14 protein-coding genes and 1 tRNA gene are annotated in these 16,733 nt (G+C 54.4%); 2 read left to right on the top strand and 13 right to left on the bottom strand.

All coding sequences use genetic code 11. The features are described from left to right. Window position 1: 1 nt before the first annotated feature. Window positions 2–3,445 (bottom strand): transcription-repair coupling factor, encoded by a 3,444-nt coding sequence (gene mfd / locus RWJ43_RS00900; RefSeq protein WP_314006760.1) that lies wholly within the window; start codon window positions 3,443–3,445, stop codon window positions 2–4. A 250-nt stretch (window positions 3,446–3,695) separates the two neighbouring features. Between mfd and nth the strand changes: the two genes are divergently transcribed. Beyond that, window positions 3,696–4,367 carry an endonuclease III gene (gene nth / locus RWJ43_RS00895; RefSeq protein ID WP_314006758.1) on the top strand — a complete coding sequence of 224 codons (672 nt, stop codon included), beginning with the start codon at window positions 3,696–3,698 and terminating at the stop codon, window positions 4,365–4,367. A 610-nt stretch (window positions 4,368–4,977) separates the two neighbouring features. On the opposite strand, the gene rbr is transcribed toward nth, so the two are convergent. From rbr to rpmE, 10 genes are all read right to left on the bottom strand, one after another. Next, window positions 4,978–5,523 carry a rubrerythrin gene (gene rbr, locus RWJ43_RS00890; RefSeq protein WP_035433052.1) on the bottom strand — a complete coding sequence of 182 codons (546 nt, stop codon included), beginning with the start codon at window positions 5,521–5,523 and terminating at the stop codon, window positions 4,978–4,980. Between the two features lie 177 nt (window positions 5,524–5,700). After that, window positions 5,701–6,654, bottom strand: coding sequence for an adenine glycosylase (locus RWJ43_RS00885; RefSeq protein ID WP_314006755.1), 954 nt, complete (start codon window positions 6,652–6,654; stop codon window positions 5,701–5,703). Between the two features lie 19 nt (window positions 6,655–6,673). Then, a complete protein-coding gene (locus RWJ43_RS00880; RefSeq protein WP_314006753.1) occupies window positions 6,674–7,270 on the bottom strand; it encodes an Rrf2 family transcriptional regulator in 597 nt (198 codons plus the stop codon). 189 nt (window positions 7,271–7,459) lie between these two features. After that, window positions 7,460–8,125: an HAD family hydrolase gene (locus tag RWJ43_RS00875; protein ID WP_314006752.1), complete on the bottom strand. Its 666-nt coding sequence runs from the start codon at window positions 8,123–8,125 to the stop codon at window positions 7,460–7,462. A gap of 285 nt (window positions 8,126–8,410) precedes the next feature. Continuing rightward, window positions 8,411–8,487: transfer RNA gene (locus RWJ43_RS00870), tRNA-Asp, on the bottom strand. 164 nt (window positions 8,488–8,651) lie between these two features. Further along, window positions 8,652–9,323 (bottom strand): hypothetical protein, encoded by a 672-nt coding sequence (locus RWJ43_RS00865; protein ID WP_314006751.1) that lies wholly within the window; start codon window positions 9,321–9,323, stop codon window positions 8,652–8,654. A gap of 2 nt (window positions 9,324–9,325) precedes the next feature. Then, a complete protein-coding gene (gene recR / locus RWJ43_RS00860; RefSeq protein WP_314006750.1) occupies window positions 9,326–9,937 on the bottom strand; it encodes a recombination mediator RecR in 612 nt (203 codons plus the stop codon). Window positions 9,938–9,940: 3 nt separating this feature from the next. Further along, window positions 9,941–10,279 carry a YbaB/EbfC family nucleoid-associated protein gene (locus RWJ43_RS00855; RefSeq protein WP_012808212.1) on the bottom strand — a complete coding sequence of 113 codons (339 nt, stop codon included), beginning with the start codon at window positions 10,277–10,279 and terminating at the stop codon, window positions 9,941–9,943. A gap of 95 nt (window positions 10,280–10,374) precedes the next feature. Next, complete coding sequence (gene dnaX / locus RWJ43_RS00850) at window positions 10,375–12,819, bottom strand: DNA polymerase III subunit gamma/tau (protein WP_314006749.1); 2,445 nt, start codon at window positions 12,817–12,819, stop codon at window positions 10,375–10,377. A 133-nt stretch (window positions 12,820–12,952) separates the two neighbouring features. Further along, window positions 12,953–13,360, bottom strand: coding sequence for a 50S ribosomal protein L31 (gene rpmE / locus RWJ43_RS00845; protein ID WP_035433039.1), 408 nt, complete (start codon window positions 13,358–13,360; stop codon window positions 12,953–12,955). A 243-nt stretch (window positions 13,361–13,603) separates the two neighbouring features. Between rpmE and RWJ43_RS00840 the strand changes: the two genes are divergently transcribed. Beyond that, window positions 13,604–14,386, top strand: coding sequence for a type III pantothenate kinase (locus tag RWJ43_RS00840; RefSeq protein WP_314006748.1), 783 nt, complete (start codon window positions 13,604–13,606; stop codon window positions 14,384–14,386). Window positions 14,387–14,436: 50 nt separating this feature from the next. Here the strand turns inward: RWJ43_RS00840 and RWJ43_RS00835 are convergent, their stop codons facing one another. Continuing rightward, window positions 14,437–15,171, bottom strand: a complete 735-nt coding sequence (locus tag RWJ43_RS00835) for a hypothetical protein (protein ID WP_314006747.1) — start codon at window positions 15,169–15,171, stop codon at window positions 14,437–14,439. Next, window positions 15,162–16,634: a dihydropteroate synthase gene (gene folP / locus RWJ43_RS00830; RefSeq protein WP_314006746.1), complete on the bottom strand. Its 1,473-nt coding sequence runs from the start codon at window positions 16,632–16,634 to the stop codon at window positions 15,162–15,164. The genes RWJ43_RS00835 and folP overlap by 10 nt, the downstream gene beginning before the upstream one ends. Window positions 16,635–16,733: the final 99 nt, after the last annotated feature.

Raw genomic sequence — 16,733 nt, 5'->3', positions numbered from 1 at the left:
TTTACTCCTCAACCTCGTCGTCGCCACCAAGCTCTTCAAGAACCCCCAGAGCGGCGGGCATCAGCTGCTCCTCATTTCGGTGGAACGGATACGCCAGTTTATGCGTCTTTGGATACACAATAGCACCGCGGCCCTTCAACTTAAGGGCTTGTTCGCGAGGAATTTCTACACCCAGATATACCAGGCGTCCATTTGTCAGACTCACTGACGTTGCACCCAAACGCTGCGCGCGGATGCGCACGCGAGCACGATCAAACGAGTTCTTACCTGCAAGCGGCAGGGCGCCAAAGCTATTCTCGGTATCTTGCTGCAGGGCATCCACATCGGAAAGCTCTGTAGCAGCGGCAAGACGACGGTACACCAGAACACGGCGGTCAACCTCTGGCAGATAGTCCTCATCGAGATAGAAATCTGCAGGTAGATTGATGGTAACTTCAGCCTGCTCCAGCTCAGCGGACTCACCGCGAGCCTCAGCAACTGCCTCGCCCAACATCTGCGTAAAGAGGTCAAAGCCAACGCTGGAAAGGTTTCCGTGCTGCTCAGCGCCCATAAGGGAGCCGGCGCCTCTAATCTCTAGGTCACGCATGGCAATACGCATGCCGCTGCCCAGATCCTGGAACTCGTTGATTGCCGTCAGACGCTCGGTTGCCTCTTCCGTCAGCGGCAACTCCGCTGGGAACATAAAGTACGCGTACGCCTGCTGTCTACCGCGGCCAACACGGCCCTTGAGCTGGTACAGCTGAGCCAGTCCCAAGCGCTGTGAGTCCTCGATAATCAGCGTGTTAGTGTGCGAGTTGTCAATGCCGGACTCAATGATGGTGGTGGCCACCAAAACGTCAATCTCGTGCTCCTGGAAGGCAAGCATGACGTTTTCTACCTCGCGAGCGCTCATCTGGCCGTGAGCCACACCCACGCGAGCTTCCGGCGCAGCTTCCTCCACGCGAGCCACCGCCTCATCAATAGTGGTCACGCGGTTGGACACGTAGTACACCTGTCCTTCTCGCTCCAACTCACTTCTAATAGCTGCAGAAACAAGATCCGGGTTGTACTCGCCCACCATTACCTGAACAGGCTTTCTGCCAGGCGGTGGCGTCAGAATCAGGCTCATGTCACGAACGCCGCTCATGGCCATCTGCATGGTGCGTGGAATGGGCGTTGCCGAGAGCGTCAGCACGTCTACCTGCTCGCGCATGTTTTTGAGCTGCTCTTTGTGCTGTACGCCAAAGCGCTGCTCTTCGTCGATGATAACCAAGCCTAAGTCGTGCGGATTGACGTCAGCTGAGAGCAACCTATGCGTTCCTACCAGCACATCTACGGTTCCATCCGCAAATCCCTCAAGCGCTTTTTTCTGCTGAGCAGGAGTCACAAAACGCGAAAGCACGCTTACCTTCAAATCAAACGGAGCAAATCGCGAGAAAAACGTCTCGTAGTGCTGCTGAGCCAAGATGGTAGTTGGGCACAAAATCATAACCTGACGAGCATCCTGGCACGCCTTAAATGCAGCTCTAAGCGCCACCTCTGTCTTGCCAAAGCCCACGTCGCCGCAAAGCAGACGGTCCATTGGCTTGCGCGCTTCCATGTCCAGCTTAATGTCTGCAACTGCGCTTTCTTGGTCTGGTGTCAGCTGATACGGGAAGCTAGACTCCATCTCTTCCTGAGCAGGAGTATCAAGCGAGAACGCGTAGCCCGGCACTGAAGCGCGACGTGTATAGAGATCTACCAGGTCAAATGCCAGTTTCTTGGCGGACTTTCTTGCCTTGTTAGTAGCGCGCGACCAATCTGCCGTGTTAAGCCTGGTCAGGCGTGGATTGTTGCCGTCGGGTCCCACATAGCGCGTGATGCGGTCAACTTGCTCCAGAGGCACATAGAGTTTATCGTCATTGGCGTACTCAAGCAGGAAGTAATCACGCTCTCTACCTGCGACTTCTTGACGCACAATAGCGGTAAAGTGCGCAATACCGTGCGTTGCGTGGACAACGTAGTCGCCCGGCTTAAACGGGAACGTCACTGTTGTGGGGTCAATACGTCTGGAGCGCTTTTTGTTGCGCGCGCTTCTGGCCGTCAAGTCCGAGACAGAAAGCACTGCTAGATTGGCTGTTGGGATGATGATTCCTGCAGGAACGGGCGCGTCGGTAAACGTGACACGACCGCGCTTGAGTGGTGCGTAGACGCCGTTTTGATCCGGCTCGTTTTCAAGCGCCGTTCCCAGCGACTCTTCAAACGGAATAGACTCATCCGAGAAAAGCAACTTAAGGTGCTCGCGAGCTGCACGATCTGGCACCGCAAACACCACCACATCTCGATCTTGCACCAGCTGCCTGACGCGGCCTAAAAGTTTTGTGTCCGAGCCCGCAATAGACGGCTGCACCACAGAAAGTTCTGACGTTACCGCAGCTCCCGTACGTAGAAGTGACGAGAAGGACAAGCGCTGCTGCGAGCCAAAGTCCATAGCCTTGGGGTCCGTGTACAAACCATCTAGTTTCACTTTTGATGCTACTGCGGATGCGGAGATTTCGTCAAAGGCACGCTGACAATCGTCAAACAGTGAGCGTGGCTCTGCAAGAACTACCAGCGTCTCTGAAGAGATGTGCGCAAGCGGGCTGGCAGTGCCTCCGTATAACACGGGAAGATAGCGCTCAAGTGCAGGAGCCTGAGCTCCGCGCTGAATAAGCTCCAGGTCAGCAGCGAGTGCAGAGTTTTCTTGCGCGCGTGTGTAGAGCGCTTCTTCTGCGCAGCGGATAGTTTCTTTGGTAAACGCAAGCTCTCTAGCTGGGGCAACGGTTACCTCATCAATGGCACCGATAGTCTGTCCGGTAGCCGCCACCATGCGCCTGATACGGTCAATCTCGTCTCCGAAGAACTCAATGCGCACAGGACTTGTAGCCTGAGCTGGGAAGATATCAACTGTATCGCCGTGAATGTGGAAGGTGCCTGGCGCATCTACCTCGCCGGTGTCCGCGTATCCCATGCCGACGAGCAGCGAAGCCACGTCCTCAAAGGGGACGTCGTCGCCAACGGTAAACGTTGCAGGAAGAAAATAGCCCGAACCAACAGGGGGAACTCTGCGCATCAGCGCGTGAGCACTTGCAACTACAATGACCTTCTCGCCAGCGGAAAGCTTGGCGATGGCACGGCACCTAGCTCCAATAAGGGCGTCGTCTGGCGTGGTATCCGACCAGGGACGATCCTTGCGGTTGGGATAGCGCAGCACAGCGTCGTTTCCCAGCCACGCTGCAAGTGAGCGCGCCGTGCGGTCCGCGGCGTCCTCGCCCGCAACAACCAACAGGCATGGGCGGGGATTTTGCGCCCAAAGTGCAGCTAACATCAGCGGACGAGCGCTTTGCGAGAGGGACAGCGTGGCGTCTGATCCACGCGAAAGCTCTCGTTTCAGCTTCTCTAGCTCGGGTGCGCTCAGTAGTTGAGCTGCAACTCTATTGATAAACACACAGTCTCCCGCCATGCCGCTAAACCCACATGCAAACACATGCGGGTTACACCAAACCTTGCTGGATGCTGCTGCGTCTGGCGCACAACGTCCGGCGCGCTTGCCAGCGACGTCCGCCGCGCAAGCGCAGGTTTGATAACTTTTCAATTGGGCTGTTATTGTAGCTGTTATGCAGCTATTTTGCTATTCTCGCCTCACGTGATAACGTAACTACATACTGGGTACACATAGAAGGAATTGAGGAGAGGTTATGCCCAGAGAATCAAAGAAAGTCAAGGTAGAACGTGGCATTGAGCTGTGCCGACGCATGCACGAGCTCTATCCAAGCGTCCAGAGCGCTCTGGATTATCACGACGCGTTTACCCTGCTCATCAGCGTTATGCTTTCGGCGCAGACTACTGACGCGGCGGTAAATAAGGTCACGCCCGAGCTGTTCCGCCGCTGGCCCGACGCACCATCCATGGCGGCCGCCAATGCTATCGAGGTCGGAGAGGTCATTCAAACCATCGGCTTCTGGCGCGCAAAGGCCAAGCACTGCGTAGAGACGGCGCAGATTCTGCTAACGGAGTACGGCGGAGAAGTTCCAGGCACCATGGAAGACCTGGTCACGCTCCCGGGCGTTGGTCGAAAGACCGCAAACATCGTGCTCAACAAGATGTTTAACGTGGTCGACGGCATCGCGGTGGACACGCACGTGTACAGGATCTCCAAGCGCATGCGCCTGAGCTCGGCTTCCACGCCGCTGGCTGCTGAGAAGGACCTGCTCGCGCTTCTCCCCCACGAGCTCTGGAAAGACGTCAACGAAGAGTGGATTCACTTTGGGCGAGAAACCTGCACTGCTCGCAACCCCAAGTGTGTCGGCTGTCCTATGAGCGACATCTGCCCCTCCTACGAGCAGCCCAATCGCTGGTTCAAGGGGTAAGCGCGGGTGGGCGGGTGCGAGCGGACCTGGTGCTGACCTGCGAGCGCACGGGTTTCTCACCAGGCGCGCACGCTACGAGCGCGCGGGTGCCGCAAGTGCGCGGGCTTCTCGCCAGATGCTTCTGAGTTGCGAGTCCAGACTCAAGCACCGCAATAAGCCTGAAAAGTGCATGAAGTCTGAGTACATTTACTCAGACATGACGAGAAAAACCGGCAAATAGCTCAGACTTGGTAAACTTTTCCGGCAAATTACTCAGACATGGCGAGAAAATCAGGCTTCATGAAAGCGCGAGCTCGGATGCGCTTTAAACTCTGCCTGAAAAGCGAGCCTGAAAAGTGCAATGATTCTGTATTTTGGACACAGATTCTTTGATGAAATCAGGCAAATCCACAGATTCTTTGAAGCATTTAGGCAAAAGTTACAGATTCTTTGAGCAAATCAGGCGCGCAACGAGCATATAGCGAGAAACCCAATCTCACCGCAACATCTACGCACAAAAATACCCGCCAGCAAGCCGATGACCTGCTGGCGGGTACATTTTTAACGCACTAGAAGTTTGAGCTGCAGCTTCGCGTCGTTGCGCATCGTCACAGCTCAGAGCACCTACAACTTAGTAGTTGAGGGACTGCTCCTCGAAGTATGCCTGTGGGTGACCGCAGACTGGGCAGACCTTTGGTGCAGATGCGCCAACGTGCAGGTGACCGCACTTGAGGCACTTCCAAACCTTGACACCCTCGCGCTCAAAGACCTCACCGGACTCAACGCGCTCAAGAAGCTTCTGATAGCGCTCCTCGTGAGTCTTCTCGATGTTGCCGACAAGACGGAACTTAGCAGCGATCTCTGCGAAGCCCTCCTCCTCAGCTACCTTAGCGAAGTCAGCGTACATAGTGGTCCACTCGTAGTTCTCGCCAGCAGCTGCGTCCTTGAGGTTCTCTGCAGTCTCTGGAATCTTGCCACCGTGGAGATACTTGAACCAAAGCTTAGCGTGAACTTTCTCGTTGCCAGAAGTCTCGGTGAAAATGTTGGAAATCTGCTGATAACCATCTTTTGCAGCCTGGGAAGCATAGTAGCTGTACTTGTTGGTAGCCTGGGACTCACCAGCAAAAGCTGCCTCGAGGTTCTTCTTTGTCTGAGAATTCTCAAAATCTACTGCCATTTTTTCTCCTCTCCCGCGCTAACGAGTGGCACGTTAACGCATGTCAAAGCGCTTGTGAGCGCGATGTTAAGCGCCTGGGTAGCGCCGTGTTACCTGTGGTGAACAAATGCAAATGATAATTATTAGCACTTATGTTCATATACTGACCCCTTCGTCAGCACTATGAATTATAACCATTTAGGGCAACCAGTATTCATCATTTTTCTGACAAAAGCCTTCCTTCGCAAGTTCTTCAAGTAAGCCAAGGGTAACCTGCTCATCAAGGGTTTCTCGCCCGGCGTTGACCTCGATCTGACAAAGCTCCTGGTGAAGCGTATCAAACTCCGCTCCACCCTCATCTTTATGGGCGAGAAGGACGCGCAAGAGCTCGGCTCGCTTCTGTCGATGAGATCCCTCAAAGCGCGACTGCTTGACGTGACTTTTTGACCTTCGCGAAGGGTTAGGAATGGTTTTCTTCAGGTACGCACCATAGTCGAGAAGGGCGTAGTACCAGCTACGTGGCGTGAGCTCCGTCTCGTCGGCGTTCGCAGTGCTATCGGCGTTCGCAACGTTCGCAGCGTCTGCGACGTCCGCCGCATCCTCAACACTCGCAGGGCACGTGAGCTCTACCAGCGGGACAAGCTCGGAGTCTGGCACACCCTCTGCCTGCGGATACAGCTCGTGCAGGAAAACCGTGCGCACGTTAGTCTCCAGGTAAACACCGTGCAGATTAAACGCAAACGCACGAATACCCGCAGCAGTGGCCGGACCAATGCCTGGAAGCTTTACCAGCTCCTTTGGATCTTGTGGAAAGATGCCGCCAGCCTCAGAAATTGCCTGAGCAGCTCGATGCACGGACAAAGCGCGACGGTTGTAGCCCAGGCCTTGCCATTCTTCAAGCACGTCCGAAGGCGCGGCGGCTGCCAGCGCATCGACCGTTGGAAAGCGCTCCAGCCACCTCTGCCAACGACCATCTACACGGCTAACCTGCGTCTGCTGGAGCATAACCTCAGAAATCCAGATAGCATACGGGTCATACGTGCGACGCCAAGGCAAATCGCGATACAACTCGCGGCCTTTCTTGGCTACGAACTCGACAAATGCACGCAGTTCCGGAGTGAGTTCTGATGCGGGTTCCACTTCGCCACTCATTTTTGTATGTGAGATTTTCTTATCGACCAATATTAAACTCGTAAGGCTTTTTCTCAGCAGAAATAACCTCACCATCAAGCAGGTTATCAAACGTGCCGGCAGTAACCTCAGCCTCAATAGCGGCAGCGGCATTCTGGATAATCTGCTCGTTACGCTGGGCATTCTCGTTCTTTACCAGCTGAAACTCGCCCACCATCTCTGGCATTAGGCCCTCTACAACAACTTGATGCAGAGTCACGGACGCAAAGAAATTACGCAAGGTTTTCTCGGCACTGCACCAAAGAGGTCCAAAATAGCACGAATTATGACGAGGGCATGGCTCATTATTAGGACCTGCCCACTCACAGCTAGAAATGAAAACAGGTCCCTGAACTGCCTCGACAATATCAAGAACGCTCACCTCAGTTGGATCAATAGCCAGCATCATGCCACCGTGAGCGCCACGCGTGCTGACAATTACGCCTGCAATAACCAAGTCATGCTGGATTGAGCGAGCAAAGGAGTATGGAATATCGTTTTCTTCTGCGGCATCGCGAACAGAAAGAAGCTTCTTTGGGCTTCTCACCAGCGAAGAAAGCATGCGGATTGCATAGTCAGTTTTGCGCGAAATTTCCATTGGTTCTCCAAGTACCCCTCGTGCGTCCGCTTGAGGGACTGCTTTTTCTCACTTATCTGGCTTGTGACCGGGCCAGTCATTGTTACAGGTTGATTCTTGCTATCGGTTCAGATGTTGCTCTTAGTTCAGATGTTGATCTTAGTTCAGGTGCTGCTTTTAGTTCAGATATTGCTCTTAGTTCAGTCGTTGCTACCAATTCAAAATTTTCCAGCCGCGCTTGTTTGCAAGTCTGGCAAGCGTTGGACCAGGGCAAACAGCACACGGTGTTTGAGCTGCCGACAAAAGCGTTGCGTCCGAGTAATGATCACCGTACGCGTACGCAATCTCCCAGTTGCCCTGGCCAAAACGCTGGTTGCACCACTCAGTTGCCGAGACCAGCTTCTGAGCGCCCTCAATCACAGGACCGTCAACCTTGCTGGTATAGTGCCCGTCGGCTCCCACCTGCATCTTTGTGGCGAGAAACGCGTCCACTCCCAGCTTCTGGGCGGCCAAATCCGCGATAGGTTCAAACGTTGCTGAAACCAACAGCACGCAGCAACCCTCTGCCTGCCGACGACGCACCTCTTCCAGCGCCTGAGGGCGATACATCCCCTCAATTACCTCGCGATGAAAATCGTGCATGACAGCATTTGCAAACTCAACGCTATACTGCGTAAGTGCACCAACAACCAGCTCACGCGCCTCTTCCTGCCTTTGAGGAAGATGCAGCTTGTAGCGAGCTCCCCACCACACAAGCTTGAGCGTGCGTGCAATTGAGGACAGATGACGGCGAAGCAAATACGCAGAGAACAAGAGTCCTGACTGTCCAGAAATGACGGTTCCGTCAAAATCAAAAACAGCAATTTTCTTGATCAAATCTGAAGTGTGTTCCGTATTGGAAGATTCTGCGGATATGGAACTTACGCTATCGCGTTGCGACAGCGCATCCAAAGTATTCTGATTCCGCACAATCCACCTCACTTTACCTCTGCTTTTAAATGTTTCTGTAGCAGAAGCACTTAGACACATTCTGATGTAAAGATATCACACAATGCTCTATTTTCTGACTTGGTTTCAATAAATTAAAGATGTAATTTAAATCTTTTATGCTGGACTTTTTTGGTAATGAAAAAGCCCTCCGAAGAGGGCTTGAACATGCAATGGCGGGATATGCGGGGCTCGAACCCGCGACCTCCGACGTGACAGGCCGGCGCTCTAACCAGCTGAGCTAATACCCCGGACGCCTTGTTGCGAATTGAAATAATACAGGGAACTTTTATTCTTGTCTAGCGTTATTTCCAACGAATTTGAAAATTTTCTTGAAAATAACCACTTGGCGAGAATATCCGCAGCTCAGAAACATGAACGCCCACTGGAAATCCACAATTTCTTCGCGTTGCTTTTACTGAAGAGCAACGCTGGTGGTGTTTCCCGTGGAATCGGTCACCTTAAGTGTAGTTCCGTCAAGCGTAGCTGCAGTGATGGTTCCGTTTCCGCCAACAGCCTTGCCGTCCTTATCGGCAATAAGGGTTGGAAGCGAGCCGTCTACCAGAGCACATGCCACAACATCCCAGCCAGAATCGCGATTCTCTGGAACCAAAATGGTGTCGTTAAAAAGAATCAGGCTGGTAGGAGTTCCCTCAACCTCAAATAGAACACTCTTAGTTCCCGAGTCACTCGTACGAACAACAGCAGTTTTGCCGTCGCTTTGCTTCTCCAGAGAGTACTTCATGCCGTGGAAGGTAACTGAGCCGTCAACCGCCTGCTCGTCTTGCTGTTTCTCGTCAGCGTAGGCGGACTGGGTCTGCTTTGGCTGCTGGCTTGCAGATTCACTCTTAGTGCTTGTAGCGCAACGAACAATAAAGAACAGAGCAGTAAGTGCGACAATAGCCGCGACCACCAAAATGATGACCGATTTTCTATTTGGAGGTTCAGGCGTGTTATCGGCCTGTCGTGGGCTCTGAGGAATTTGAGCACCCTGACCTGCACGAAGCGTTGAAATATTCTTCAAGTCAACCGATGAAGCCTCAGGGGTCTTCTCGCCAGATGAACTTGTTCTCATGTGGTTTGCCATGCTTAAACCTCCCGACGTGCTTCAATTGCACGTCCCAATGTTACCTCATCTGCGTACTCAAGGTCTCCGCCTACGGGAAGTCCGCTTGCCAATCGGGTAACCGTCATTCCAAGCGGATTGATAGTTCTGGAGAGATACGTTGCGGTTGTTTCTCCCTCAACGTCCGGATTTGTTGCCAGGACAACCTCAGTTACGGCGCCGTCAGCCAGGCGGGACAGCAGCTCACGCACGTGGAGCTGCTCGGGGCCAATCTTGTCCATAGGCGAGATAACGCCGCCCAGGACGTGGTAGAGACCGTGGAACGCGCCGGTGCGCTCAATTGCCGAGACATCCTTAGGCTCGGAGACCACGCAGATTTTGCTGCGATCTCTGGAAGAGTCCAGGCAGATGTCACATTCGTCACGCGTTGCGTAGTTGAAGCAGATAGGACAAAAATGCACCTGCTGCTTTAGCTCCAAGATAGCCTGCGCCAAACGGCGAGCCTCCTCGGAATCAACCTCTAGAAGATGGTAGGCAATGCGCTGAGCCGACTTTGGACCAATGCCTGGTAGACGACCTAGCTCGTCAAGCAAGCGCTGCAGCGCACGACCGTCGTTTGTGGTATCAAACGCCATGGATTAGAACAGTCCTGGGATATTCAGTCCGCCGGTTACTGCGCTCATCTGGGCAGATGCCTGAGACTCTGCAGACTCAAGAGCATCGTTTACAGCAGCCAGAATCATGTCCTGGAGCATCTCGATATCCTCAGGATCAATTGCCTCAGGATCAATGGTAATGTTGGTCAAGCGCAGGTCGCCAGATGCAGTTACCTTAACAGCGCCACCACCAGCGCTTGCAGTTGCCTGCATAAGAGAAGCCTTCTGCTGAGCTTCCAGCAGTTGCTCCTGCATTTTGCGAGCCTGAGCCATCATCTGATTGCGGTTCATGCCGCCCATGTTAAATCCACCACGTGCCATATGTTCTCCTATCGTCGTATCTATTTTAGACAAGTTGCGCTTTTTGCGCTGGCGCATGAGAAGCCATGCACCAAAGCGTCATATCGCGAGAAGTACTAGTTACTTGCAGGATCTGCGGGAGCCTCAGCATCCGAAGGGATACCTGCGTCCGAAAGAGCGCCTGCGTCCGACTTCTTCTCTACCGACAAAGAAACCGCTGGTCCAAATACCTTTTCAAGCATGTCTGCCACGCTGTTGAGCTCTGGTGGAAGCGCTGAACGAGCAGCAATATCCTCTGGTGAAGCTGGTACTGGAGCAGGCTTTGGAGCCGGAACTGGTTCGGGTTCAGGCGCTGCGGGTGCAGGCGCTGGTGCGGGTGCAGGCGCCGGCGCGGGTGCAGGCGCAGCCGCAGGTACAACTGGAGCTGCGGATGCTGGCGTAGGCGCGACTGGAGCTGAAGCGACATCTTCAGCGGAGTTGTCCAAAACTGCAGCTACATCGTCATCGCTGTAAGGTACCTGATCGTAGTCGAGAGTCTCAGTAGGCGCACTGCCAGACGCAGGTTCATCCCAAGGCATTGGATACGACGCCTCTGACGCTGGTGCAACGGGAGCTGCAGGTGCTGGAGCAGGCGCAGGTAACTGAACGGGAACAGCGGCAGGAGCGGGCTGCGCAACTGGCTCAGGAGCTGGTGCGACGGGCGCAGCAGGAGCCACTGGAATTGCAGGTGCAGGAGCCGGAGCCGGTGCTGAAGCTGGAACCGCAGGAGCAACTGTGGCAGGAGCCGGAGCTGTCTGAGCTGCACGTTTTTCTCGAGAGATTGCCGTTGCGGCAAGGCTCGACTCAACATATTTGATGCGGCGCGGGCCCATGACCTGGGCAACGCACTCTTTTACAAACTCGGAAACTGCTGGCGCATTGAGCATCCTCATTGCAAACGAGGAGCCCTTGGGCAGCGTAACTACCAGCTCAGAGCCGTCGTCGGACTCAAGCGTTGAGCTGACCAGCAGGGCTGCATGAGCAGCATTTTTGGAGGCACAAACCTTGCCGACTTCTTTCCACTGTCTGACGAGAAGTGCGTCTGCCTGGTCAACTTCCTTTGGAGCAGGCGCAGGTGCCGGTTGCGGAGCTGGCGCGGCTGCGGGTGCTGGTGCAGGAGCTGGTGCAGGCACAGCTACTGGTGTCGGAGCCGGAGCTGGAGCTGGCGCTGGGGTTGCAACTGGAGCGGGAGCCGCCTGTGGTGTGGGTGCTGGAGCCACCGCTGGTGCGGGTGCAGGGACGGGAGCCGGCGCGGCAACAGGAGCTGTCTGCGGTGCCGGAGTCGCCACAGTCGCCGGAGCTGGCTGCGGCGCCGGAGCCGAGACAGGCGCGGGAGCTGCGGGTTTCTCGCCAGCTGAAGCTACAACAATACCGTTTGCAAGCTGCTGCTCAAGAACTGCTACCCTGTCGGCCAGTGCTTCCAATGAAAGCTCCGTGTTAGGACGCGCCAGCTTGGTGAACGCAACCTCTAGAACAAGTCGCTGATTCACGGCGGTGCGCATCTGATTTGCGGCGTCACCCAGAACAGTCAGAACTCTGGAAAGTCGGTCAACCGACCCAAAGGCCTGAGCCTCTTTGGTAAGCTGCTCGGTCGAAGCGGTGGAATTTGACAGAGCAGGAGAATCAACGCCTACAGCTGCGGCAATGTAGAGATCTCTTATGTGAACGGCAAGCTCGCGCGTGAACTGCAGCAGATCTTTGCCGCCTTCAAACAGCGTATTTACCGTGGTAAAGAGTGAAGAAACGTCTCGCTGAGCCAGAGCCATCGCGGCATTGTTAATAAGAGAGCCGGACGACTGACCCAAAACGTCGCGAACCGTCTGCTCAGAAATGACGCCGCCGCCATAAACGGAGAGCTGCTCAAGAGAAGAAAGAGCATCACGCATGCCACCTCGTGCATGACGAACAATAAGATCAATAGCTGCGTCTTCGTAGGTAAAGCCCTCGTTTTTGCAAACGTTGACCAGATGTTCTGCCATCTCGTCAGCGGCAATGGAGCGGAAGTCAAAGCGCTGCACGCGGGACAGAATAGTTGCAAGAATTTTCTGAGGGTCGGTGGTACACATGATAAACGTCACGTGTGAAGGAGGCTCCTCCAGCGTCTTAAGCAGGGCATTAAACGCCGCCGAGGTAAGCATGTGCACCTCGTCGATGATGTAAACCTTGCCCTTGCCGCGCACAGGAGCGTAACTAGCGCGAGAAATAATCTCTTCTCGTACGTTATCAACACCGGTGTTAGAAGCGGCGTCAATCTCAAAGACGTCTGGATGCTGACCAGCGGCAATCAACTGACAGTCCTCACAAGTGCCGTCGGGCAGATGACCAGGCGCCTCGTGACAGAGGATGGCCTTTGCCAGCAAACGAGCCATAGTGGTCTTACCTGTGCCGCGAGGTCCGCAGAACAGGTATGCGTGGCTAAGCTTTTGCTCCAAGACCGCTCGCTCAAGAGTGCCGACCACATGCTTCTGGCCAACTACCTGCTCAAACGTTTGCGGGCGATACTTTGTATACAGTGATTCCATTCGTCCTCCGACGGCAGATTTTTCACTTTCAAGTATACCCTCTGAGTTGAGAGGGTTTCTCGCCAAACAAAAACGGGGCAGCCGAAGCTACCCCGATTCTGTACTCTGCGGTCTTTGCGCGAGCAAATACCTGCTACTCTGCAGCCTCTTCGGTTGCAGGTGCCTCGACCTCAGCCTCAGCCTCTGGCTCTGCAGCTGGTGCGTTCTTTGCGAACTCAGCAGCACGCTTTGCCTTCTCAGCAGCCTTAGCCTCAGCAGCAGCCTTACGAGCAGCCTCCTGCTCAGCAGCCTTAGCAGCCTTTGCCTCCTTGGCAGCCTTAGCAGCCTCGAGAGCAGCGTTTGCTGCGCCACCGAACTTGTCGGCGAAGCGCTGGACACGCCCACCAGTGTCGACAAGCTTCTGCTGACCCGTATAGAATGGGTGGCACTTGTCGCAGAGGTCAAGACGCATCTCTGGAACAGTTGCGTGTGTGGTCCAGGTGTTTCCGCAGGTGCAACGAACGGTGCACTCTACGTACTCTGGATGAATACCTTGCTTCATGCAGGACTCCTTACATCGGCCCTGGTTTCCGACCAGAGCAGGGGCGTCTTTATGAGCACGTGCTCAATCAAGACAATAAGCTGAAAAAGTATAGCAGAACAAACCGTCTGTTGCTATAACTAGTTGGCGAGAAATTCACATTTTGTGCAGATAATTCTTGTGTGTGACAACTTTTGAGAAGCCCTTGATGCGCTAAAATCCAATACAACATACAAAGCCGGTCTGGAGCTCTTCGGAGGCATAATGTTTTTATCGATTGATGTAGGTAACACGCAAACTGCCATTGGTTTATTTGACAGCGAAGGTACTATGGTGCGCGGCTGGAGAATGCCTACCGATCAAAGCGACACCTCCGACATTCTGCACGGCCGTCTCTTCACGTTCTTCCAAAAAGATGGACTGAGTCTAGACGACGTTGAGGCAGGCGGACTCTCGTGCGTGGTTCCTGTTATCACACGTGCTTGGCAGCGCTGCTTTGAGCTGCTGCTTAACAAGCCTCTGACCCGCATTAACGCGCTTTCCACAGATAAGATTCGCTTCAATATCCCCCACCCCGAGCTTGTGGGTGCCGACCGCGTAGCAAATTCCGTTGCCGCAACTGAGCGCTATGGCTATCCGGTTATTGTGGTTGATTTTGGCACCGCAACTAATTTGGACGTTGTTGATAAGGACGGCGTATTCCGCGGAGGCGCTATTTCACCAGGTATTATGATTTCTGCAAACGCACTGTTTGCGCGTGCAGCCAAGCTCTCCAGCATTCCTATTAAGGCGCCCGAGACTGTCTTGGGCAACACCACCGAAAGCGCTGTTCAGGCAGGTATTGTAGTAGGCGCAGCTGCTCAGGCAGAGGGCCTGGTTGCCAGAACGCTCAAAGAGCCTGGTATTGAGGGCGCGACTGTTATTGCAACGGGTGGCCTGGCAAACACCGTTAGCGAAGCAACAGATGTCTTTGATGTGGTTGATCCGCAGCTTACTATGCGTGGCATTTATCTGATTTGGAAGCAGTCTGCTCAAGCCGCCGAGTAACTGACTCCGCAGCTGCATTGCAGCAGTTAGATTGACAGCTAGAGCAGCGGTTAAACCGCTGGCACAACAGAAGCTTCTTCCTCGCTTACAAGGATTTCTTTACCGTCCTGGTCAACAAGGATGGCATGACCCCACACGTCAATGCCGCCAAATCGAGCGGTCAGCGCAACGTTACCACTGGGGTATACCTTATTGACCTGCTGTCCAAGCAGAGGAACCATATCAAAGTAGTCGCTCAGAATCAGTGCGATTGGTCCCGCAAAACTCCTTGCGCGTTTAACCTGCTGCTCCCACACGCTTACGCTCTGAACCGCCAGCGCAGAGACCTTATTAGCGAGAAGTTCTGTGTTGTCCGCAACGTCAAACGCTGAGCAAAGCACCTTGGGGTCTGCTGCGATACTCACCACAGCAAACATGCCCTCTTGATAGCCTGCGGTTGCCTTGATTGAGGCAACAACCTGGTCTTTATAGCAGATATCGTAAGGCCAGCGGATACCAAAGTCCTCATCTGCGGCTCGCAAGAACTGACAGAGCCCCAGCGCCACAACGTATGGAACCGCTGGTACATAGGGCATCGAGACCCCTAAGCGCACAACAGTTGCAACCTCAAAGGGTTTCTCGCCAGATGATGGGGATACTGATGCGGACGCTGGATCGAAGGTCAGTTCAGAGCGCTCGTCTTGGCTCTGGTCAGTGCATTCCTGCACGTCAGAGATGCGATACACAAACTCGCCCGTTTGGGCACCGTCGCGTGCTAGCTCCAGAGCTTCTTGTGCTACTCCCACGTAATAGCTCCCAAGTCCTCAGTTACGTGACCAACACGCTGGTCAGGAGGGGCAATCTCTACGCCACCGTGCGAGAAGAAGCGCACCGGATCATGCATCAGGTCCTCCATAGGAACAAGTACGTAATCGCGCTCACCCATGCGTGGATGAGGCAGAGTGAGGTGTTTACCTGCGTGTTGTTCGCCCTCAACCCACAGAAGGTCACAGTCGATAGTGCGAGGTCCATGGCCCTCCTCGCCTTTCTTGCGTGTGCGGTTGAGAGCGTTCTCAACCTCAAGCAGCTTATCCATCAGCACCAGAGGATGGAGCTCAGTTCTAATCTCGGCAACAGCATTTACCACGGGTGTAGCAATACCGTATGCAGGCTCAGTTTCGTAGGCGTGGCTGAGAGAAACAACGCAGGTCAGCGGAATCTCATCGATGAGCTGCGTTGCGCGGGCCAGATAACCCACGCGGTCACCCACGTTAGAGCCAAGCGCCACAAATCCCTGACGAGGATCACGCTCGGTCATAGCCCAGTAAGCGTTGATAGCCTGAGCGGTTCCCGCAACATCGTGAACGCGCAGGATACGGGCACCGTTGGTGATTGCGGCAATGCAAATTGCATGCGTAGCTGCGTCGCGCTGCGTAGCCTCAGTTACGCCAGAAACAGCGCCGACAAAGCGCTTTCTGGACACGGCACAGAGCAGCGGATATCCCATAGAAGCCATCGAACGAGTGGCACGCTGAATAACAACGTCCTCGTCGGCAAACTTGTCAAAGCCCGGACCTGGGTCAATGCAGATGCGGTCCTTGGAAACGCCAGCACGCATCAGACCGCGAGCTTGGTCGCCCAAAAAGCCCATAATCTGGCGCATAATAGGCGCCTCTTCTGGCAGGGTAAAACGACGCTGCGAGCTCAGCGTGCGTGTCTCAGCTCCTGTAGCTGCGGCTCGAGCAGCTGCGCTACCAGTAGGGCGAGAAGGGCGCATGTCGTCCAGCTGCACCTGCTTGCGCTCAACACGAGCTCCAAGGCCGTCCTTATTCCAGTGCATCACAATGCAGCCGCAGTCAGACTCCGCAGCTACGGCAACCATCTCTGGATCGGTGAAGCCGGAAACGTCGTTGATGATAGAGGCTCCAAGACGGACGCACATCTTTGCTACCTCGGCATGGCGCGTGTCGATGGAGACAATTGCTCCAGCAGCCACCAGCGCACGCACCACAGGCACTACACGCTCAGCCTCTTCTGTAGGCAGAACAGGCGTGTGACCTGGGCGAGTAGACTCTCCCCCAACGTCAATGATGTCAGCGCCCTCATCCAGCATCTGTAGACCGCGTGCAATTGCAGCCTCTGGATCAAAGTTCTTTCCGCCATCAGAGAACGAGTCTGGAGTGACGTTGAGAACGCCCATAATCCTAGGACGCGCCAACGAGATAGTGTGAGTTCCACATTGCCAGGTGTTGTAGCTTTGACGAAGCATGAATCCTCCTTGCCAGCTATGAATGTTTCTATTGTAGCGGTATTGGTGGCTACTAGTCGTATACCATGGATTTATTGAAAGTTTATTGCCGCAAACGCA

Source organism: Lancefieldella parvula (assembly GCF_963530955.1).
Classification (GTDB): domain Bacteria; phylum Actinomycetota; class Coriobacteriia; order Coriobacteriales; family Atopobiaceae; genus Lancefieldella; species Lancefieldella parvula_A.
This window is presented reverse-complemented; position numbering and strand designations above follow the sequence as displayed.